Origin of the sequence: Jiangella sp. DSM 45060 (assembly GCF_900105175.1) — a bacterium.
Lineage (GTDB): Bacteria > Actinomycetota > Actinomycetes > Jiangellales > Jiangellaceae > Jiangella.
Genome location: NZ_LT629771.1, coordinates 5,764,870 through 5,784,367 on the forward strand (window position 1 = coordinate 5,764,870; position 19,498 = coordinate 5,784,367).

The window sequence follows — 19,498 nt, forward strand, 5'->3', positions numbered from 1 at the left end:
GCATGGCTGTCGGTGCCGAGTGGCACAGTGAAGGCATGTACAGCGAGCGACCGTCCACCATCGCGCACGCGGTGGTCTGGTCGTCGAGGGTCACGACGGACGAGGAGCACCGGGTGCTGCCCGACGGCTGCCTCGACCTGCTGTGGTCCGGCGGCCGTCTGATGGTGGCCGGTCCCGACACCATCGCGCACCTCGCGTCCTGGCGGGCCGGCACGCCGTTCGTCGGGCTGCGGCTCGGCGCCGGGGTCGGGCCGCGGGTGCTTGGCCTGCCGGCGCACGAACTGCGCGATCAGCGGGTCCCTCTCGACGCGCTCTGGCCCGGCGCCGAGGTGCGCCGGCTGGCCGAGCGACTGGCCGAAGTCGCCGAGGCAGCGGAGCCGGCAGCAGCGGACGGGATGGGCGGAGCAGCGGACGGGACAGCCGAAGCGGCCGACCCCGGTGCGCTGCTGGATGCCGGGCGTAGATCCGGCAACGCGCCGCCGCCCGACCCAGGCGCGCTGACGGACGCCGCCGTCCGGTTCACCGACCGGAGCCCGGCCGGTCCCGGCAGGCGACCGGAAACCGGACGCAGACCCGGCAAGGCATCACCGCCCGACCCCGACGCACTGCTGGCAGCCGGCGCCCGGCTGGGCGCGGCGGCACCAGCCAACCCGGGAGCACCGCTGGCAGCCGGCGCCCGGCCGGGCCCGGCGGCACCAGCCAACCCGGGAGCACCGCCGGCAGCCGGCGCCCGGCTAGGCCCGGCGGCACCAGCCAACCCGGGAGCACCGCTGGCAGCCGACGCCCGGCTGGGCCCGGCGGCACCGGCCAACCCGGGAGCACTGCTGGAAGCCGTCGCCGTGGCCAGGCTGCGCGAGGCGGCGCCGGCCGATCCCGTCGTCGAGCGGGTGGCGTGCCTGCTGGGGCACGGTGCCAACGTGGGCGACGTCGCGCGGGAGGTCGGCCTGAGCGCCCGCCAGTTGCACCGGCGCAGCCTCGACGCGTTCGGGTACGGGCCGAAGACGCTGTCGCGCATCCTGCGGCTGCACCGTGCGCTCGAGCTCGGCCGGTCCGGCGCCCCGGCCGCCGACGCCGCCTATGCGGCCGGGTACGCCGACCAGGCGCACCTGTCCCGCGAGGCGCGCTCGCTGGCCGGCGTCACGCTCACGACCCTGGTGGCGTAGCGCCCGGCGGCGTAGCACCCGGCAGCGCGGCATAGAAGTCGACGCCGTTGCCGTCCGGGTCGTGCACGACGGCGTAGCGCTGGCCCCAGAACGCGTCCCACGGCGCGAGGTGACCAGTGGCGCCGGCGGCGATCATCCGCTCGTACGCCGCGTCGACGCCGGCCGGGTCGCCGCAGTCGAAGGCGAGGCTGCCGGCGCCGCCCGCCGACGGCGTGAAGCCCGGATCGAACCCGGCGATCGTCGCGTGGGTGTCGAGCAGCAGCCGCACGCCCGGCGCGAGCGGGATCTCGGCGTGCGGCGCGTCGTCCGCGCCGTCGGGGACGTCGAGGCCGAGCGCGCGGTAGAACTCCAGCGAGCGGCCCATGTCGGCGACCGCGAAGCCGATGGCGTTGAAACGTGGCTGTGTCATGCCGACGACGCTACGGCCCCGCCCGCGAGTGCGTCTTGAAGGAATCGGACGCCGCTACGCTGACCAGGTGGCGCACCTACGGATGTACACCGACGACGACCCGTACCTCGCCGAGCTGCGCGCCATCTGCCTGCGCTTCCCCGAGTCGGCCGAGGTGGAGGCGTGGGGCCGGCCGACGTTCCGGGCGGGGAAGAAGATGTTCGCGGTCTTCGAGGGCAACGACGACCACCCGTTCGCGGTGATCTTCAAGCCCGACGCCGCCGACCGCCCGGCGCTGCTGCAGGACCCGCGCTTCTACGTGCCCGCCTACTACGGCCCCAGCGGCTGGCTCGCCCTCGACTTCACCGCCGCCGACGTCGACTGGACGGAGGTCGGCGAGCTGCTGGACGGCTCGTACCGGCAGGTCGCGCTGCAGCGCATGCTCAAGGCGCTGGACGCCCGCTGAGCCGCCGCCGCGCCCGGAGGTAATGTCGAGGGCGTGGCGGTGCGCATCGAACAGGTCGACCTGCCGGGAATCGGGGTGCGACACGACGTGCTCACCGAGTCCGGGCGCCGGGTCAGCGTCCTGACGCAACGTTCCGGCGAGCGCACGCTCGCCGTCTTCGACGTCGACGACCCCGACTCCTGCCGCGACCCCATCACGCTCACCGACGACGAAGCCGAGACGCTGGCCGGGCTGCTCGGCGCGTCCGTCGTGCTCGGCCAGCTCGCCGCGCTGCGCGACCACGCCGCCGGGCTGTACACCGAGCAGATCGCCGTCACCGCCGGGTCGCCGTTCGCCGGTCGCGCGCTCGGCGACACCCGGGCCCGCACCCGCACCGGCGCGTCCATCGTCGCGCTGCTCCGCGACGGCGACGTCCAGCCGTCGCCGGGACCGGACGCGCCGCTGCGCGCCGGCGACCTCCTGGTCGCGGTCGGCACCCGTGAGGGCCTCGACGCGCTGACCCGCCTCGTCGCCGACGGCGCGAACTGATCCGCTGCCCCGATGGCGGAGACCACCACCCTCCTGATCGAGATCGGTGCGCTCCTGCTGGGGATGGGGCTGCTGGGCCGGTTGGCCGGCCGCGCCGGGGTGTCGCCGATCCCGTTCTACCTGCTGGCCGGGCTGGCGTTCGGGCAGGGCGGGCTGCTGCCGCTGTCGGCCAGCGAGGAGTTCTTCGAGGTCGGCTCCGAGGTCGGAGTCATCCTGCTGCTGCTCATGCTGGGGCTGGAGTACTCGGCCGGCGAACTGGTCGCGAACATCCGCCGCTCGGCGCTGTCCGGCCTCTACGACGCGCTGCTCAACGCGCTGCCGGGCGCGGCGTTCGCGCTGCTGATGGGCTGGGGCCCGGTGGCGGCCGTCGCGCTGGCGGGCGTGACCTGGGTGTCGTCGTCAGGCGTCATCGCGAAGGTGCTGCGCGATCTCGGCCGGCTGAACAACCGCGAGACCCCGGTGGTGCTGTCGGTCCTGGTCATCGAGGACCTGGTGATGGCGTTCTACCTGCCGGTGCTGTCGACGCTGGTGATCGGCGCCGGTCTGGCCGAAGGTGCGCGGACGCTGGCGATCGCCGTCACCGCGGCCGTGGTGATCCTGTACCTGGCGCTGCGGCACGGCAACGCGATCTCGACGCTGTTCTCGCCCCGGCAACGGGAGGCGCTGCTGCTGGGCGTGCTGGGGCTGACGATGGTGGTGGCCGGCGTCGCCGAGCAGGTGAACGTATCGGCCGCCGTCGGGGCGTTCCTGGTCGGCATCGCGATCTCCGGCCCGGTCGCCGAGCACGCGTCGGAGCTGCTGACGCCGTTGCGCGATGTGTTCGCGGCGGTGTTCTTCATCTTCTTCGGGCTGACGACCGATCCCGCCGACATCGGGCCGGTGCTGCTGCCGGCGCTGGCGCTGACCGTCGTCACGGCGGCGACGAAGGTGCTCACCGGCTGGCTGGCGGCCCGGCGCGCAGGCATCGCCGAGCCGGGACGGTGGCGGGCCGGGCTGGCGCTGGTGCCGCGGGGCGAGTTCTCCGTCGTGATCGCCGGGCTGGCCGTCGGCGCCGGCATCGAGCCGACGCTGGCGCCGCTGGTGACGACGTATGTGCTGCTGACGGTGGCGCTCGGGCCGCTGCTGGCGCGGCTGCCGGACACGCCGTGGTTCCGTGACCTGGTGCGGCGGCGGGTGCTCAACCGAGGTCGGGGACGAGTACAGCGGCACCGCTGACGGCGTCGGCGGCGAGGTCGCCGAGTGCGGTGTCGGCGCGGCCGAGCGGATACGGCGTCGTGGTGACGCGCAGCCGGTGCTCGGCGGCGAAGCGCAGGAACGCCCGGGCGTCGTCGCGGGTGTTGGCGGTGACGCTGCGCAGCTGCCGCTCCTGGAACAGGTGCCGCTGATAGTTCAGCGGCGGCACGTCGGTGAGGTGGATGCCGGCGACGGCGAGCGTGCCGCCGCGGTCGAGCGCGGCCAGCGCCGGCGGGACGAGGTCGCCGACCGGCGCGAACAGGATGGCGGCGTCGAGCGGCTCGGGCGGCGGGTCGGCCGCGGCGCCGGCGGAGGCCGCGCCGAGGTCGAGGGCCAGCTCGCGTGCGGCCGGGCTGCGGGTCAGCACGTGGACGGTGGCCCCTTGCGCCAGCGCGACCTGGGCCGCGAGGTGGGCGCTGGCGCCGAACCCGTACACCCCGAGCCGGCCGCCGGGAGGGAGCTCGGCGCGGAGCAGCGCGCGGTAGCCGATGATGCCGGCGCACAGCAGCGGCGCCAGGTCGACGTCGTCGTAGCCGGACGGCAACGCCAGCGCGTAGGCGGCCGGGACGGTGGCGTACTCGGCGTACCCGCCGTCGGCGTCCCAGCCGGTGTAGACCGAGGCCGGGCACAGGTTCTCGGCGCCGCGGCGGCAGTAGGCGCAGGTCCCGTCGGTGCCGCGCAGCCACGCGATGCCGACGCGGTCGCCCGGCGCGAACCCGCCGGCGCCGTCGGCCGTCACGACCTCGGCGACAACCTCGTGGCCGGGCACGACGTGCGGGCGGTGCACGGGGAGGTCGCCCTCGGCGACGTGCAGGTCGGTGCGGCAGACGCCGCAGGCCAGGACCCGGACCAGCAGCTCGCCGGGGCCGGGCCGGGGCACCGTGTCGTCGACGAGCGTCAGCGGCCGGCTCGCCATCGGGCCGGGCGTCGTGACCCGCCAGGCGCGCATCGCCGTCAGTCGAGCGTCAGCAGCTCGTCGACGTCGATGGACACCGGGAACGGCCGCTCCAGCGAGACGACGCCGGAGCCGCGGGCGACCTCCTTGTACGCGCCACCGACCAGCTCGTACGCCACAAACCGGCTGTCGTCGACCGCCGCCGGGTCGATGATCCAGTACGCGGGAATCCCGACGTCCTGGTATTCGGACAGCTTGGCGACCCGGTCGGTGCGCCGCGATCCCGGCGAGACGACCTCGACGACCAGTTTGGCGTCGGCGCTACCGACCCGCTGGGCACCCGAATCGATCGGCCCGCTGACGACGACGTCGGGCACCCGGATGGTAGGCCAGGGGCCGAGGTCGATCGCCAGCTCGGGCTCGGGCAGGACCCGGTGCCCGGGCGGACGTTGCTTGCGAAGCGCGGCGACCAAGGTGCCGATGACGTCCTGATGGTCCAACGCCGGCCGCGGGCTCAAGACCACATTCCCGTCGACCAGTTCGTACCGCATGCGCGGGTTGACGTCCTCGAGCGCATCCCACTCCTCGACGGTCACGAGGTGGTCGGGCACAGCGATGGTCATCATCTCAGCCTCCACCGATCGATGTTCTGACCGTCGATTCATACAGCCACGATACGCGGATCGACACCCTCACGCGTTTGCCCGAATCCGCCGGCCCGGTTGCCCGAACCGGCGGATCGGCGGCTCAGCGATTAGCCCGGAATCTCAACTGCCCAGGCCAACGTGGGAACCGGGCAGCAGGACCTCCGCCTTGGCCGGCAGGTGGTCCGACGCGTCGGTCGAGACCACCGCGGCGGTGCGGACGATGACGTCGCCGGACGTGAGGACGTAGTCGATGCGGGCGTTCGGGTCCTCGGCCGGGTAGGTGTTGCCGTCGCCGACGCCGGCGGCCTCCCAGGTGTCGACGAGGTCGTCGACGAGTTCGCGGATCTCCGGTGACGACGGGACGGCGTTGAGGTCGCCGAGCAGCACGACCGACTCGTCCGGCTCGCCCATCAGCGCCTCGATGGCCGCGACCTGCTCGAGTCGCTCGTTGGCGTCGTTGTGCTGCAGGTGGGTGTTGTAGACGCTCACCCAGACGCCGCGCACGTTGATGCGGGCGCGCAGCAGGCCGCGCTGTTCGTGCCCCTCGTAGCGGGGCAGGTAGGTGTTGTCCCAGTCGCGGATCGGCCGCTCGCTGAGGATCGCGGTGCCGTACTGACGGCGCGGCTCGCCCGGCTGCGCGGGGTCGAGGTCGAGGTTGGCGCCGTACACGACGTGCATGTCGAGCTCGTCGGCGAGCCAGGCGGCCTGGTCGACGAAGTCGCTGCGCTCACCCCAGTGGCGGTCGACCTCCTGCAGGCCGACGACGTCGACGCCCTCGGTCTTGATGACGTCGGCGACCCGCTGCAGGTTCAGCAGGCCGTCGACGCCGACGCCGTGGTGGATGTTGAAGCTCATGACGGTGAGCGGCCGGTCGCGGGGCGACGGATCGGCCGACGAAGCGGGCTGAACGGTCCCGGCCATCAGTCCCAAGACTGCCAGAACCGCGGGGACGGCGGTGCGGAGGAGGCGCATGGTGGTGGGGTCCTTTCGACGTCACGGCGCACGTGTCGTCGAGCCTTCCCACTTCGGATGACTTGTAGACAAACCTCCCGCAAACGGTCAGTCGAGAAGACCGTCGATCGGCTCGCCGGAGCGCACCTGCCACGTCGGCACGCGCAGGACCCGCGTCACCGGCGGCAGCCCCGACTCAGGCACCAGCCCGGTCAGCAGCCGGCGCCGGCGCAGCAGCAGCCGCAGGTGGCGCGCGGCGTCCTCGCCCGGCCAGCCGCGGTCGAGCAGGACGGCGGTGCTGCCGGACGGCGTGCGCACCAGCAGGTCGACCCGGTAGCCGTCGACGACGGCGTTCGGCTCGACGTCGACGGCGCCGGCCGCCTCGAGCCGCGCGCACAGCGCCTCGACCAGCGGGTCGGTGAAGACGGCCGACTCCATCGGCGCCGGCGGGTTGGGCCGGACGTGGAACGAGCGGACGGACGACATGCGGGCCAGCAGCGCCGGCAGCCCGGCCTGCCGCGACCAGAACCCATGCTGCCCGACGGTGACGACGTGCGCCCGCGCCCGGGCCAGCGAACCGCTCCACAGCGCCGTCTGCCCCTGCGCCCAGCGCAGCGTCTGCTCGGGCATGCCGTCGCCGGCGACCAGCGACAGCACGACGGCGTCGCAGTCGACCGCGTCGCCGTCGGCCACGCAGGCCACCGGCACCGGTGCGAACCGGAACAGCGACCGCAGCTCCTCGGCCTGGGCCCGGAACGGGGTGGCGACGGCGACGGTGGCGTCGGCGGGCAGTTGCTCGCGCAGTTCCTTGACCGCCCACACGACGCGGTCGATCTCGGCCTGGTTGCGCCACGACCCGCCGTTGGCGCCGCGCTCGGGCGTGCCGGTGACGTCCTCCCAGAGCAGCAGCGTCGCGTCGCCGGTCTCGGCGTCGTGCGCCCGGGGCAGCGCGCCGACGTCGGTGACGACGGTCAGCCGGCCCCCGTAGAAGTGCTCGTCGACGATGCGGGCGATGCCCGGGTGCGCGCCGTCGTGCTCGTCGAGCAGCAGCGCCTCCTCGACGTTGGGCAGCGCGGCGTCGTAGACGGAGTCGCCGCGGAAGGACAGCCGCCGCTCGGCCAGGAAGCCGGCGCTCAGGCCGGCGGCGCGGCGGGCGCGGCGCAGCCGGTGGTCGCTGAGGCCGGGCGCGCGCAGCCGCTGCCGCGGGTCGCCGACGACGAGGGCGCGGCGGGCGCGGAACAGCAGCGGCAGCGCGGCGGACACCGGGCAGTGGTGCGCGTCGTCGATGACGACGAGGTCGAACATGCCGGGTTCCAGCGCCAGCTGGCCGGCGTCGCGCGGCGTGACCGCCCACCCGCCGAGGTGGCTGAGCAGCTCGCGGTGGCTGATCTGGCGGTTCCGGCCGCCCGGCTCCAGTGCGATGCGGCGCGCCTCGAGCCGCTCGCGAGCGGTGCCGGCCTGCTCCGTCACGACGACGGTGAGCAGCTCGGCGGAGAGCTCGGCCACCCGCGCCGACAGCTCGCGGCCCTCGAGGTCGAGCGCGTCGTCGCTGACGGCGAGCGCCTCGCGCCGGTCCTCGCGCAGCCGGTCCTCGGCCCGCGCGAACAGCAGCAGCGAGTCGAACGCGGCGGGGTCGAGCAACAGCTCGCGCGCCGCGCCGGGGTCGGCGCCGGCGTCGGTGATGGCGCGGACGAACGCGAGCACCAGGTTGCGACGGCGCAGCCCGCCCATGAGGTGTGTCTCGGTGAGCAGGCGCGCGCGGTCGACCCAGTCGGACAGCCCGGCGTCGTCGCCGCGCCACGCGGCGGCCAGCAGCTCGGCCGGCACACCCAGCCGCTCGGCCGCGGCGGACCGCGCGGCGGTGGTCTTGCGCAGCAGCGTCTCGAGGTCGTTCCGCTCGGCCAGGCGGTCGCGCCAGGCCTTGACCTGCAGCTGGGCGGCGGCCAGCTCGGCGGCGACGGAGCCCCGGCTGCGTCCGCCCGCCGCGTCCTTGGTGGAGCGCAGCAGTTCGCGGACGACCTGCTTCTCCTCGGCCCGGGCCTGGGCGTCGCCGGTCTTGATCAGCAGGCCGGTGACGAGCGTGCCGCACCGGTCGGCCAGCCGCTGCAGCGCTGCGTCGTCGGAGGAGGCGACCAGCACCTTCTGCCCGGCGGCGACCGCCGTGGCGACGACGTCGACGACCAGTTCGTCCTTGCCGGTGCCGGGCGGCGCGGAGACGACGGTGAGCGGCCGCGACATGGCCGCCGTCAGCACCGCCTGCTGGCTCTCGTTCAGCTCGGCCGGCAGCACCGGCGCGACGGCGGCGCGGGTGGTGGTGCGCAGCCCGACCGGCTTGCCCAGGAACTCCAGCGCGGTGCCGGGCACGTCGGCCAGCCGCTCCCCCAGCTCGGCCAGCTCGGCGGCGACGGCCTGCTGGGCGGCCCGCTCGGACTCGACGTACAGCACGCCGGCGGTGTTGTGGACGCCGGTGCGGTTGGCGGTCTTCTGGTCGACGGCGCCCAGCGCGGCGGGGTCGAGACGGCTCAGCTCGTCGAGGCCGAGCCGCTTCAGCAGCTGCCGGATCGCCACCAGCAGCTGGTCGCGGTCGCCCGGCTTCCAGCTCTGCCGCCAGGCCGCCAGCACGCTGGCCGCCTCCTGGTCGTCGAGGCAGGCCTGCAGGATTCCGGCGTGCGGCAGCACCGGTCCGACCGGGCGCAGGGCGGCGGCGCCGCGGGCGTCGACGGTGACCTCGGCGCGGCGGACCAGCAACGGCGCGACGGTCGACGGGGCCAGCGGGTCGCCCGAGTGGCGGCGCCCGGCACCGGCCAGCGTGACCAGCGGATACCCGTACCAGACGTCGCGTTCCTTCCAGTCGAAGGTGTCGACGCCGGCCGGTGCGAGCGTCGTCGGCTCGGCACCGCTGAGCAGCACCTCGGCGCCGTCGGCCATCGGGAACCAGTCGGCCGCCTCGGCGCCGCGCACCGGCAGCGCCTCGGGCGAGGGCGCCTCGGCCAGGCAGGAGCGGTAGTAGTCGATGACCTCGCGCCAGCCCGGGTCGGCGACCTGGTCGCCGTGCTCGCCGCCGGCCGCTCCCGCGCCACCGGCGGCGCCGGCGGTCCCGTCGGCCGGGACGGCGACGGCGCCACCGGCCCCGGCGGACGTGCCGCGGACGTCACGCCCGCCGTTGCCGTCGAGCAGGCTGAGCGCGCGCACGGCCGACCGCGCGATGACGTGGTTGCCGGTGACGGCGAGCGTCGACGTGGCCGGCAGCTGCTCGGCCGGCACGCCCTGCGCGACGAGCTTGGTGGTGAGGTACCGGGCGAGGTCCTCGGCGGTGACCCAGGGTCCCAGGCCGTCCTTGACGCGGCCGGTGCGCAGCCCCTCGACGATCTCGCCGGTGAACCGCGACGTGCCCAGCTGTGGCACCGGCTCGGCCATGACGGACGCCGGCTGCGGGGCCGGCGACGCCGAGATGACGTAGACGCCGGCCGGCTCGAGCATGACCTGGCGGCGCTGGACGGCGAACCGGTCGGTCTCCGCGCCGGGCAGGCAGGCGTCGAGCAGCACGACCTTGCTCGCCGCCCGGCACTCCTGCAGCTGGTCGCGGAGGAAGTCGGCCGGGACGGCGGTGCGCTCGAGGTCGGCGGGGTCGGTGTCGGCGCCGGCGAGGTAGAGCCGTCCGTCGGCGCCGGACACCTGCGCGTAGCCGGTGAGGTACACCAGCACGGTGTCGGCGAGCGCCCGCTCGTCGAGGAACGCCTCGACCGCCCGCATGATCTCGCCGCGGCTGCCGTCGGCGACCACCTGGCAGGTGTCGACCATGCCGACGTCGGCGCGCTCCAGGACCTGGCGCAGCTGGCGCAGCCCGGCCGCCGCGACCGGCAGCAGCGGGTACCCGGCGTGGTCGTGGACGGCCGTGCCGACGAGCAGCGCGGCGCGGTCGCCGGCGGGCAGCCGGCGGGCGTCGGGGACGGCCGGAACGGCGGCGGATTCCACGGCGGACGGGAATCGCAGCGACGCCTCGGGCGTACGCCGCGGCGGCGCCGGAAGGGTGACCGTGGCCGGACGGACGGCCACGAACCGGTCCCGGACGGGTTCGGTCCGCACATGCATCGACGGCTCGTTCATCAGGCTCCCTCGCGTCTGGCCTGCCGCCGGTGAACACCCCGTTCACCTGCGGTTCTCTCGCAGACTAGGTACGCATCGCGACGTATGTCGGATCTTGGAGCAATATGGTCCGAACACCCGATGGAGTACTCGGACGAGAGGATCGTGGTGATCTAGAAAACAATCACGTATAAGCCGGCGCACTCATTCGATCATGGGAATTCCGTATTCCCGGCGATGGCGAGATCGTGTCATGGCGGGCATTCGCCACTCCCAGACCCTGGCGCCGTCATCGCATCGGCTCGAACACTGATGGGCACCCCCAGTGAAGGAGCCCGCGGTGATGAGCGGTCGGTCGGACAGGTCCAGGCGTCTCCTCGCGATCCTCGTCGGCGGGTCACTGCTCGCCACCCTCGGCGCGGCGCCGGGGCAAGCCGGCGAAGCGACCCCTGCGGGCGACGCGGTGACGGCGTTCGGCGAGCAGCCGGAGACCACGACCGTCACCCTCGTCACCGGCGACCGCGTGCACGTCCAGCGCGGCGCCGACGGGTACGAGGGCATCTCCGTCGACCCCGCGCCGCGGCCCGGCGGCGTCGTCCCGCAGTTCCACGCGAGTTCCCGCGACGGCGTCACGCGGGTGGTGCCGTCCGACGTCGCCGCGCTGGTGCCGGACCGCCTCGACCCCGCCCTGTTCGACGTGACGGCGCTGGCCGCGCAGGACACCGGCGCGACGCTGCCGCTGATCCTCGACTACGCCGACGACGCCGTGCGGCCGCTGGACGCCGCACCGGTGCCCGGAACCACCGCCACCCTGCAGCTGACCAGCGTCAACGCTGTTGCGGTGGACGCCGACCCGGACGAGTTCGGCGCGACGGTGCTGGCCCTGGCCGCGGCGCGGCCCCTGGCCGGCGACCCACTGCGCGCGGTCGAGAAGGTCTGGCTGGACGCCCGGACGCAGGCCCGGCTGGACCGCAGTACCGGCCAGATCTCCGCGCCGGCCGCGTGGGACGCGGGCGTCGACGGCGACGGCGTCACAGTCGCGGTGCTCGACTCCGGCATCGACGACACCCACCCGGACCTCGCCGGACGGGTCGACGCCGCGGTCAACTTCACCGACGAGCCGGACACCAGCGACGGTGCCGGGCACGGCACGCATGTCGCCTCGATCCTCGCCGGGACGGGCGCGGCGTCGGACGGGGCGCGCCGCGGCGTCGCGCCGGGCGCCCGGCTGCTCAGCGGCAAGGTGCTCGACGGTCAGGCCGGCGGCTACGTCTCCTGGGCCATCGCCGGCATGGAATGGGCCGCGGCGCAGGGCGCGCAGATCGTCAACATGAGCCTCGGCCTGGGCCCGGGCGACTTCGAGGCGCCGCTGCTGACCGGCGCGGTCGAGCGGCTCAGTGCCGAGCACGGCACGCTGTTCGTCGTCGCCGCGGGCAACAACGGCTGCGACGCGTGCGTCGGCAGCCCGGCCGACGCCCCGGCGGCGCTCACCGTCGGCGCCGTCGACCGCGACGACCGGCTGGCCGACTTCTCCAGCCGCGGCCCGGCCTACGGCGGCTACCAGCTCAAGCCCGAGGTGACAGCGCCGGGGGTGGAGATCTGGGCCGCGAGGGCAGGCGGCGGCGACCCGTACGTCGCCAACTCCGGCACGTCCATGGCCGCGCCGCACGTCGCCGGAGCGGCCGCGCTGCTGGCGCAGGCCCGGCCGCACCTCACCGGGCCGGAACTGCGGGCCGCGCTGACCTCGACCGCCGTGCCCGCCGACGGTGTCGCCGTCACCGCGCAGGGCAGCGGCCGGATCGACGTCGGCCGGGTGCTGGCCAGCCCGGTGCTGGCGTCGGGCGGCGACCTGAGCTTCGGCCTGGTGCCGTTCCCCGGCGACGTCCCCGCGCCGCCACTGCGGCGCACCGTCGAGTACCGCAACACGACCGCCGCGCCGGTGACCATCGACCTCGCCGTGGAGGTGCCCGGCGCCGCCGCCGGGGACCTGACGGTGACGCCGTCCACCCTGACGCTCGCGCCCGGCGCCACCGGCAGCGCCGAGGTGGTGCTCGACGCGGCGGGTGGGCGGCCGGGCGACTACGCCGGCTACCTGCTGGCGACTGCCGCCGGCGAGGCGGACCCGCTGCGGCTGCCGCTCGGGTACACCGTCGAGCCGGAGTACTTCGACCTCACCATGACGGCGGTCGCCGCGGACGGCCGGCCGGCCGAGCCGCAGCTCAGCGGCTACGTCGCCTCCCCCGTCGTCGACGTGCGCACCGGCGAGCCGGTCCTGCGGGGGACGTGCGCGGACGCGTCGGACCAGCTGACCTGGTGCGCGCGGGTGCCGGCCGGGACGTACTCCGTCATGACGTGGCTCGTGACCAAGCCCGCCTGGGCCGACAGCGACGGCGACCCCTACACGGCGACGCCGCTGTACTCCTCGCTGGTCGGTGACCCGGAGGTGACGATCACCGGCGACACCGCGCTGGTCCTGGACGCGCGCGACGCGGTCGAGGTCGAGATCGCGACGCCGGACCACGAGACCCGGGCGAACGTCGGCGGCGCGATCGGGTTCGGCTGGGCGCGGACGCCCGAGAACGGCCCGGCGACCGTGGACTTCGTGGTGAACCCGCCCGGGTCGCAGCTGGAGGAGCGGGTGTTCCTGCAGCCCACGGACGAGGTGACGATCGGCTCGTTCAACGCCTCGTCGCGGTTCCGGCTGGCCGCGCCGGACATCACCCTCGACGTCGACGGCGTCGAGCTGGCGCCGTCGTACTACGCGGCGATGGACTTCAGCGACGTCCTCTCGCAGTTCCCCAGGCTCGACGGAGAGCTGACGCTGCCCGTCGTCGACGCCGGTGACGGCACCGCCGCGGACGTCGACGCCGCGGACCTGGACGGCGCGCTGGCGCTGGTGCGCCGCTCCGACGCGGTCCCGGTCGCGGTACAGGCGAACCGGGCCGCCGCGGCCGGCGCCGCGCTGGTCGCCGTCTACAACGACGTGCCCGGGTCGAACGACGCGGTCGGCGCGGAGGTCGTCCCGCTCGAGGTGCCCACCATGCGGCTGTCGCACGAGGAGGGCCGGGCCCTGCTGGACCGGCTGGCCGGCGGCGCCGTCACCGCGACCGCGACCGGGACGCCGTCCAGCCCGTACGTCTACGACCTCGTGCATCTCGAACGTGGCCGGATCCCGGCGGAGCTGCGCTATGTCGACCGCACCGCGGACCTCGCCGCCGTCCGGCACGACCTCGGCGTCCAGCTGAGCGGGTCGCTGACGGAGGTGGCCTACCCCTTCGCCGCCGAGCACGACTTCTCCGCGTCACTGCCGATACCGGTGCCGGAGGCGCCGATGAGCCGCACCGCCTACTACGTCGACGACCCGAGCATGCTCTGGCAGCACGTCGTGCAGACCCCGCAGGAGCCGTACAACGGGCTGTGGCCTCGCCCGGCCGTCACCGAGCTCAGGCTTCAGGGCCCGATCCTGCCGGTGGCCGACGGTGAGCACTCGTGGCTGCGGCAGCCGCTCGTTCCCGGCTTCGACGACCAGCGGCCGATGACCCGCCGCGGCGACCAGCTGATCATCCCCACCGCCGGGTTCGTCGACGCGGCCGGCAACTTCGGCGAGGCGTGGGCGGGCGGCACGGACGGCGCCGGCTACCGCCAGCTGTTCCAGGTCTGGCACGGCGACGAGCTCCTCGGCGAGGCGAGCGGCATCGTGCGGCCCGCCGGCACCATAGCGCTGCCGCCCGGCGAGGAGACGTACCGCATCGACTACTCGCTGGAGAACCGGACGTCATGGGCGGCGCTCTCGACCCGCACCCGCACGTCGTGGACGTTCGTCTCCGACACGACCCCGGCCGGCGGCGACCCCGCCGTGGTGCCGCTGCTCACCCTCGACCACGACCTCGGCGCCGACCTCACCAACCGGCTCCCGGCGCCGCGGGACCGGCGCGGGCCGAACGAGATCTCCGTCGAGGTCGGCCAGCTGGCCGGTGCGGACCCGCGGGTCACCGCCCTCACCGTCGAGGCCTCTTACGACGACGGCGCCAGCTGGCGGCCGCTGCGGGTGCGGCGCTCCGGCGACACGTTCTCGGCGCACCTGCCGAACCGTCCGCCGCGCGGCCACACCGGGTTCGTGTCACTCCGCTTCAGCGCGGCCGACGCCGCGGGCAACCGGATCGAGCAGGAGGTCATCCGGGCGGCGGCGCTGCCGCCGGACTGACGCGGGCCGGGCTCAGCGGGCCGGGCTCAGCGGGCCGGGCTCAGCGGGCCAGCCAGTCCAGCGCCACCGCGGCGGTCCAGGACTGGTGCAGGCTGCCCAGCGGCTCGCCGGTGAACGGCTCGTAGTACTCGCCGAAGTCGCCGCCGGCCAGCTGCCGCAGCGACGCCGCACGCAGCCGCCGCGCGCCGTCGTCGTCGCCCTGACGCTCGAAGGCCCAGCTGAACAGCCACGACACGATCGGCCAGACCGGGCCGCGCCAGTACGTGCGCGGCCGCAGGCCGGGGTCGGCCGGCGAGACCGACGGCGGCAGCGGGTGCGCCAGCGCGGGGTGGCCGCACCAGCGCTCGCCCCAGAACAGCGCCCGCTGCGAGCCGTCGTCGACGCCGCAGAACAGCGGCGCGAAGCCGGCGACCGTCTCGGTCTCGATCCAGCGGCCGGACCGGCGGTCGAGGTCGCGGGCCAGGCCCGTCGTCGGCGACACCGTCGACCGGACCCCGGCGCGGAACCGGCCGGCCAGCTCGCGCAGCTCGGCCGCGTCGTCGTCGAAGCCCAGCTCGTCGCCGATGCCGGCCAGCTCGTCGCTGGCGACGGCGAGGATCGCGGACATGAACACGTCGGCCACCCGGAACCCCACGACCTCGCGGGCCGCGGCGTCGTCGTAGCGGACCCGGCGCAACTGCTCGACGATCCACAGGTACCGGCCGTACTCGGCGTCGGTGGGGCGTTCGCGCAGGTCACCGACATGGTCGACGTCGGTGCGGACGAAACCGGGCAGGTCGTCGCCCGGGACGACCGCGGCGTAGGGCTGGTCCCAGCGCGGCGAGTTGTCCATGCCGCTCTCCCAGCCGTGGTGGATCTCGACCAGCCCACGGCGGTCCGGGTCGCGCGCGGTGGCCAGCCAGCGGTGCCAGGCCAGCCAGGCGCCGAAGGTGTCGCGGACGAACGCCTCGGCCTCCGCGCGGTCGGCCCCGCCCGCCGCGCGCCCGGCGTCGAGGATGCGGCGGACCGCGAGCGCGTGCACGGGAGGCTGGCAGATGCCGGACGTGCGGACGGCCGTCGGAGCGGCCGCCGCCGACTCCGTCCCCCACCGCTGCGGGCCCGGGAAGTAGCCGTCGCCCTCGGAGAACACGATGTGCGGGATCATCCCGGTCGCCCACTGGGCGCGCAGCAGCGTGCGCAGTTCGGTGATGGCGCGCGGCACCGACAGCCGGGCCAGCCCGACCGCGATCAGCCCGGAGTCCCAGCTCCACATGTGCGGGTAGAGCCGCGGCGCCGCCGCCGTCATGGAGCCGAGGTCGTTGCCGCGCAGGACGTCGGCCGCGCGGTCGCCGAGCCCCACGTCGCTGACAGGGACCCGCACCGCGCCTCCTCCGATGTCGCCATGATGTCGCCCCAGCGACCAGGTTTCGGTATCGTCCTGGTTTTGTCAAATCACTGGACGTAAGGGGTGACCGTGGCCGGGACCTCGCCCGGATGGCTGCTGCAGCTGATCCGGTCGCGCGAGGACTGGACCCGCCGGCAACTGCTGGCCGAGACCGGGCTGTCGCGGATGACGCTGTTCGAGCGGCTGGACGCGCTGTTCCGAGCCGGTCTCGTGTACGAGGCGGGGGCGGCCGGGCCGACCGGCGGGCGCCCGGCGGCGCTGATCCGCTTCGCCGGTCAGGGCCGGGTCGTGCTGGTGCTCGACGTCGACCACCACACCGGACGGATCGCCGTCACCGACCTCGCCGGCCGCAGCCTGCGCGAACGCGAGCTCCCGCTGGACGTCGCCGGCCCGCCGGACGCGGTGCTGGCGACGGTGTGCGACGTCGGCGCGTCGCTGCTGGCATCCGGCGCCGGCGAGACGCTGGTCGGGGTCGGGGTCGCACTGCCCGGCCCGGTGTCGCCGGTGACCGGCCTGCTGCGCCCCGCGACCGTGATGCCCGGCTGGGACGGTTTCCCGATCGCCGCGTTCGTCGGTTCCCGGTGGCCGGTGCCGGTGCTGCTGGAGAACGACGCCCGCGCGCACGCGCTCGGCGAGGCGGCCGAGCGGCCCGGCACGACGCCGCTGCTGGCGGTGAAGTACGCGCACGGGATCGGCGCCGGACTGGTGCTCGACGGCGCGCTGCTGAGCGGGTTCGACGGCGCGGCCGGCGACATCGGGCACATCCGGGTCTCCGGCGATGCCGATGCGCCGGTCTGCCGGTGCGGGCGGACCGGCTGCCTGGCGGCGTTCGCGTCGGGCTACGCGCTGCTGCGCCGCCGCGGCGTCACCCCGTCGTCGTCGGATGACCTTGCGGAGCGGCTGGCCACGTCGCCTGAGCTGAGGGAGGCCGCGCGACTGCTCGGCCGGACGCTGGCCGGGCTGGTCGCGCTGGTGAACCCGCAGACCATCGTGCTCGGCGGTGCCCTGGGCCGTCTCCCCGCCGTCGTCGACGAGGTGCGCACCGCCGTGCGGGCCGACGCGCTGGACCGGCTGACCAGCGAGCTGGAGATCGTCCCGAGCACCGCCCACCACCCGGCCGCCGCCGGCATGGCCGCGCTCGTCACCGGCCACGTCTACGCCCCCGCCGCCGTCGACGCGGTCGTCGCGACCTGACGCCCCATCCCGCCGGCCGTCGTCCGGTCGCGCGACTCGTCGAGTGCGCCAGCTCGTCCCGTGCGGCGCCCCGCTCGTCGAGCGCGCCCTTTCGTCCGGTGCGGCCGACCCGCTCGTCGAGCGCGCCCTCTCGTCCGGTGCGGCCGACCCGCTCGTCGAGCGCGCCAACTCGTCCCGTCCGGCGCCCCGCTCGTCCGCCGCGCCGGTTCGTCGAATGCGGCAGCCCGCTCGTCGGGAGCTTCGGCTCGTCCCGTGTCGCTGCCCGCTCGTCCGGTGCGCTGATCTGTCTCGTGCACCGAATCGCACCGAGGTGACACCCCGCCCGGCCGGGTGGGAGGCCCACCCTACGGGCGGGCACCGACAACGTCGCCGCGAACGTGGGCCAGCGCGCCGAGCTACCGCGGCTCGGCCGCCGCCGCAAACGAGGGCCAGCGCACCGGGCCGCCGTGGCTCGGCCGACGCCCGCAGGCGAGGGCCAGCGCACCGAGCGACCGCGGCCGGCCGACGCCCGCAGGCGAGGGTCAGTGCACCGGTCGCCGGCGACGGGTCTGGCGGGCGGCCCAGTGGTCGATGACGGGCCGGGTCCAGAGCGGCACCCGCTGGTTCAGCGTCGCGACGGGCGGCGGCATCTGCTGCCGTGCGTGGTAGGCGTTGACCGTGCTTCTGGTCACACCGAGCAGCCGGGCGATCGCCGACGCCGTCAGGAGGGCCGCCGGATCGAGTTCGGGCGCCCACAGGCCGACCACGACCGCGGACCGCGCCACGACCTCGTCAACGGGCACCTCGACGGTCGCCGACGGGCCGCCGAGCGTGGCCAGCGGGATGCACCACCGCAGCTCAGGACGTGCGTCGGGGCCTTCCAGCCAGTCGCGGTCGAGAAGGACGACCTCGCCGTCGTCGCGGCTGGCGCGAGGGGCGCCGGAGTAGCGGCGGCCGAAGGTGACGTCCTCGGCGCCGGGGACGGGCTGGCGCGTGGCCGTGTAGACCCAGGTTCCGCCCATCCGCAGATAGTTGCCGCCACCAACCACCAGCTCGGCATCGGGCCAGGTCAGAGGGCGCAAAGCGGCCTCCAACTCGGCTCCGGCGTCGAGCACGGTCGCCTCCTGGGAGTACAGCCATTGGTTGTATATCGGGCAAAGCCCGCTTACAGTAGCCGCCGATGACCGCAGACAGGAAGGGCCCCGAGTGAGGAGACGATCTCTGGGGCCGATCATGGCCGCAGCTGTCACCGCCGGGTGCCTCACCTGGGGAATGACGTCCTCGACGGCAGCGCCTGATCCCCGTGCAGCGTCCACCGCGCCCTCGGTCGAGGAGGCGCAGGCCGACCTCGAGTCCGCCCAGGCGGCGTTCACCACCGCCCAGCAGACCGAGCAGGCCGCCCAGCAGCGCGCCGAGCAGGCCAGCCAGGCAGCCGCCGACGCACGAACGGCCGCCGACCAGGCGACCGCCCGGGCCGAGCGGGCCCGCGGCGAGAGCACCGACGCCGCCGCGGCGGCCGACACCGCTCGCGAGACGCTGGGCCGGCTGGCCGCGCACGCCTACATGACGAACTCCGAGCTCAGCGGACTCATGCAGCTCGGCATCGCCGACCCCGAGGAGTTCCAGGCCCGGTCCACCGGCGTCTCGGAGCTGATGCGGGTCCAGGACAGCGTCCTCGCCGAGGCCGCGGAGTCGCGCGCCAACGCGACCGACGCCGCCGCCCGGGCCGACGGCCACGCGGCCGCCGCCCTGGAGTCCGCAGCCGCCGCCGAGGAGCTGTCCACGCAGGCGACCGCCGCCCTCGAAGAGGCGTCGGCGGCCTCCGCCGCCGCCAGCGAGCAGCTGCAGAAGATGCGCGAGATCCACGCCGCCGCGGAGCAGGCCGCTCGCGATCGCGAGGAGGCCGAGAACCAGCCCGACCGCGGCGATCGCGATGACGGCGACAACGGCACCACCGACACGCCCCCGCCCAGCGGCGACGGCGTCTTCCAGCGCCCGTCCAGCGGCAGCATCACGTCGCCGTACGGCATGCGCGTGCACCCGCTGACCGGCGTCTACAAGCTGCACAGCGGCACCGACTTCGGCGCGGCCTGCGGCACGCCGGTCTACGCGGCCTACCCGGGCACCGTCGACTCCGCGAGCTACGCGGGCGCCTACGGCAACCGCATCGAGATCTCGCACGGCGACGTCAACGGCGTGGACGTCACCACGACGTACAACCACCTGTCGGCGTTCAGCTCGAGCCGAGGCCAGTCCGTGGCGGCCGGCGACCTCATCGGCCGGGTCGGCACCACCGGGTCGTCGACGGGGTGCCACCTGCACTTCGAGGTGCTGGTGAACGGCAACTTCACCGACCCGATGGGCTGGCTGCAGTAACGCG

14 protein-coding genes are annotated in these 19,498 nt (G+C 74.9%); 7 read left to right on the plus strand and 7 right to left on the minus strand.

Annotation, left to right across the window (positions count from 1 at the left end):
- The first annotated feature begins 35 nt into the window (after positions 1-35).
- The gene (locus BLU82_RS25750; protein ID WP_197682466.1) at positions 36-1,163 is read left to right on the plus strand and encodes a helix-turn-helix domain-containing protein; all 1,128 of its coding nucleotides are present in this window, start codon (positions 36-38) and stop codon (positions 1,161-1,163) included.
- Here BLU82_RS25750 and BLU82_RS25755 read toward each other — a convergent pair.
- On the minus strand, positions 1,144-1,572 hold the full coding sequence (locus BLU82_RS25755; RefSeq protein WP_092623821.1) for a VOC family protein: 429 nt from the start codon (positions 1,570-1,572) through the stop codon (positions 1,144-1,146). The two genes, BLU82_RS25750 and BLU82_RS25755, sit on opposite strands and share 20 nt — an antisense overlap.
- 82 nt (positions 1,573-1,654) lie before the next feature.
- On the opposite strand from BLU82_RS25755, the gene BLU82_RS25760 reads away from it, so the two are divergent.
- From BLU82_RS25760 to BLU82_RS25770, 3 genes are read left to right on the plus strand one after another with little or no spacing between them, the layout of a single operon-like run.
- The gene (locus tag BLU82_RS25760; protein WP_092623822.1) at positions 1,655-2,017 is read left to right on the plus strand and encodes an MmcQ/YjbR family DNA-binding protein; all 363 of its coding nucleotides are present in this window, start codon (positions 1,655-1,657) and stop codon (positions 2,015-2,017) included.
- 33 nt (positions 2,018-2,050) lie between these two features.
- Positions 2,051-2,545, plus strand: coding sequence for a cation:proton antiporter regulatory subunit (locus tag BLU82_RS25765; RefSeq protein ID WP_092623823.1), 495 nt, complete (start codon positions 2,051-2,053; stop codon positions 2,543-2,545).
- 12 nt (positions 2,546-2,557) lie between these two features.
- Positions 2,558-3,760: a cation:proton antiporter gene (locus BLU82_RS25770; protein ID WP_092623824.1), complete on the plus strand. Its 1,203-nt coding sequence runs from the start codon at positions 2,558-2,560 to the stop codon at positions 3,758-3,760.
- On the opposite strand, the gene BLU82_RS25775 is transcribed toward BLU82_RS25770, so the two are convergent.
- From BLU82_RS25775 to BLU82_RS25790, 4 genes are all read right to left on the minus strand, one after another.
- The gene (locus BLU82_RS25775) at positions 3,723-4,727 is read right to left on the minus strand and encodes a zinc-binding alcohol dehydrogenase family protein (RefSeq protein WP_092623825.1); all 1,005 of its coding nucleotides are present in this window, start codon (positions 4,725-4,727) and stop codon (positions 3,723-3,725) included. The two genes, BLU82_RS25770 and BLU82_RS25775, sit on opposite strands and share 38 nt — an antisense overlap.
- Before the next feature lie 5 nt (positions 4,728-4,732).
- The gene (locus BLU82_RS25780; protein ID WP_157741263.1) at positions 4,733-5,299 is read right to left on the minus strand and encodes a Uma2 family endonuclease; all 567 of its coding nucleotides are present in this window, start codon (positions 5,297-5,299) and stop codon (positions 4,733-4,735) included.
- Positions 5,300-5,440: 141 nt separating this feature from the next.
- Entirely contained in the window at positions 5,441-6,241 is an 801-nt protein-coding gene (locus BLU82_RS25785; RefSeq protein ID WP_197682468.1) for an endonuclease/exonuclease/phosphatase family protein, read from the minus strand.
- A 138-nt stretch (positions 6,242-6,379) separates the two neighbouring features.
- Positions 6,380-10,378: an AAA domain-containing protein gene (locus tag BLU82_RS25790; protein ID WP_092623828.1), complete on the minus strand. Its 3,999-nt coding sequence runs from the start codon at positions 10,376-10,378 to the stop codon at positions 6,380-6,382.
- A 322-nt stretch (positions 10,379-10,700) separates the two neighbouring features.
- Between BLU82_RS25790 and BLU82_RS25795 the strand changes: the two genes are divergently transcribed.
- The gene (locus BLU82_RS25795; protein WP_092623829.1) at positions 10,701-14,561 is read left to right on the plus strand and encodes a S8 family serine peptidase; all 3,861 of its coding nucleotides are present in this window, start codon (positions 10,701-10,703) and stop codon (positions 14,559-14,561) included.
- 40 nt (positions 14,562-14,601) lie between these two features.
- On the opposite strand, the gene BLU82_RS25800 is transcribed toward BLU82_RS25795, so the two are convergent.
- Entirely contained in the window at positions 14,602-15,921 is a 1,320-nt protein-coding gene (locus BLU82_RS25800) for a glycogen debranching protein (RefSeq protein ID WP_092623830.1), read from the minus strand.
- 93 nt (positions 15,922-16,014) lie between these two features.
- On the opposite strand from BLU82_RS25800, the gene BLU82_RS25805 reads away from it, so the two are divergent.
- Positions 16,015-17,139, plus strand: coding sequence for an ROK family transcriptional regulator (locus BLU82_RS25805; protein ID WP_157741264.1), 1,125 nt, complete (start codon positions 16,015-16,017; stop codon positions 17,137-17,139).
- A gap of 521 nt (positions 17,140-17,660) precedes the next feature.
- Here BLU82_RS25805 and BLU82_RS25810 read toward each other — a convergent pair.
- Entirely contained in the window at positions 17,661-18,233 is a 573-nt protein-coding gene (locus BLU82_RS25810) for an AlpA family transcriptional regulator (protein WP_092623832.1), read from the minus strand.
- A 118-nt stretch (positions 18,234-18,351) separates the two neighbouring features.
- Between BLU82_RS25810 and BLU82_RS25815 the strand changes: the two genes are divergently transcribed.
- Complete coding sequence (locus BLU82_RS25815) at positions 18,352-19,494, plus strand: M23 family metallopeptidase (RefSeq protein ID WP_092623833.1); 1,143 nt, start codon at positions 18,352-18,354, stop codon at positions 19,492-19,494.
- Positions 19,495-19,498 lie beyond the last annotated feature (4 nt).

What these genes read in the sequence shown, in the direction of transcription:
- BLU82_RS25750 (WP_197682466.1), top strand. Translation starts at nt 36, where the DNA reads ATGTACAGCGAGCGACCGTCCACCATCGCGCACGCGGTGGTCTGGTCG.
- BLU82_RS25755 (WP_092623821.1), bottom strand. Translation starts at nt 1,572, where the DNA reads ATGACACAGCCACGTTTCAACGCCATCGGCTTCGCGGTCGCCGACATG.
- BLU82_RS25760 (WP_092623822.1), top strand. Translation starts at nt 1,655, where the DNA reads ATGTACACCGACGACGACCCGTACCTCGCCGAGCTGCGCGCCATCTGC.
- BLU82_RS25770 (WP_092623824.1), top strand. Translation starts at nt 2,558, where the DNA reads ATGGCGGAGACCACCACCCTCCTGATCGAGATCGGTGCGCTCCTGCTG.
- BLU82_RS25775 (WP_092623825.1), bottom strand. Translation starts at nt 4,727, where the DNA reads ATGCGCGCCTGGCGGGTCACGACGCCCGGCCCGATGGCGAGCCGGCCG.
- BLU82_RS25780 (WP_157741263.1), bottom strand. Translation starts at nt 5,299, where the DNA reads ATGATGACCATCGCTGTGCCCGACCACCTCGTGACCGTCGAGGAGTGG.
- BLU82_RS25785 (WP_197682468.1), bottom strand. Translation starts at nt 6,241, where the DNA reads ATGGCCGGGACCGTTCAGCCCGCTTCGTCGGCCGATCCGTCGCCCCGC.
- BLU82_RS25790 (WP_092623828.1), bottom strand. Translation starts at nt 10,378, where the DNA reads ATGAACGAGCCGTCGATGCATGTGCGGACCGAACCCGTCCGGGACCGG.
- BLU82_RS25795 (WP_092623829.1), top strand. Translation starts at nt 10,701, where the DNA reads ATGAGCGGTCGGTCGGACAGGTCCAGGCGTCTCCTCGCGATCCTCGTC.
- BLU82_RS25815 (WP_092623833.1), top strand. Translation starts at nt 18,352, where the DNA reads ATGGCCGCAGCTGTCACCGCCGGGTGCCTCACCTGGGGAATGACGTCC.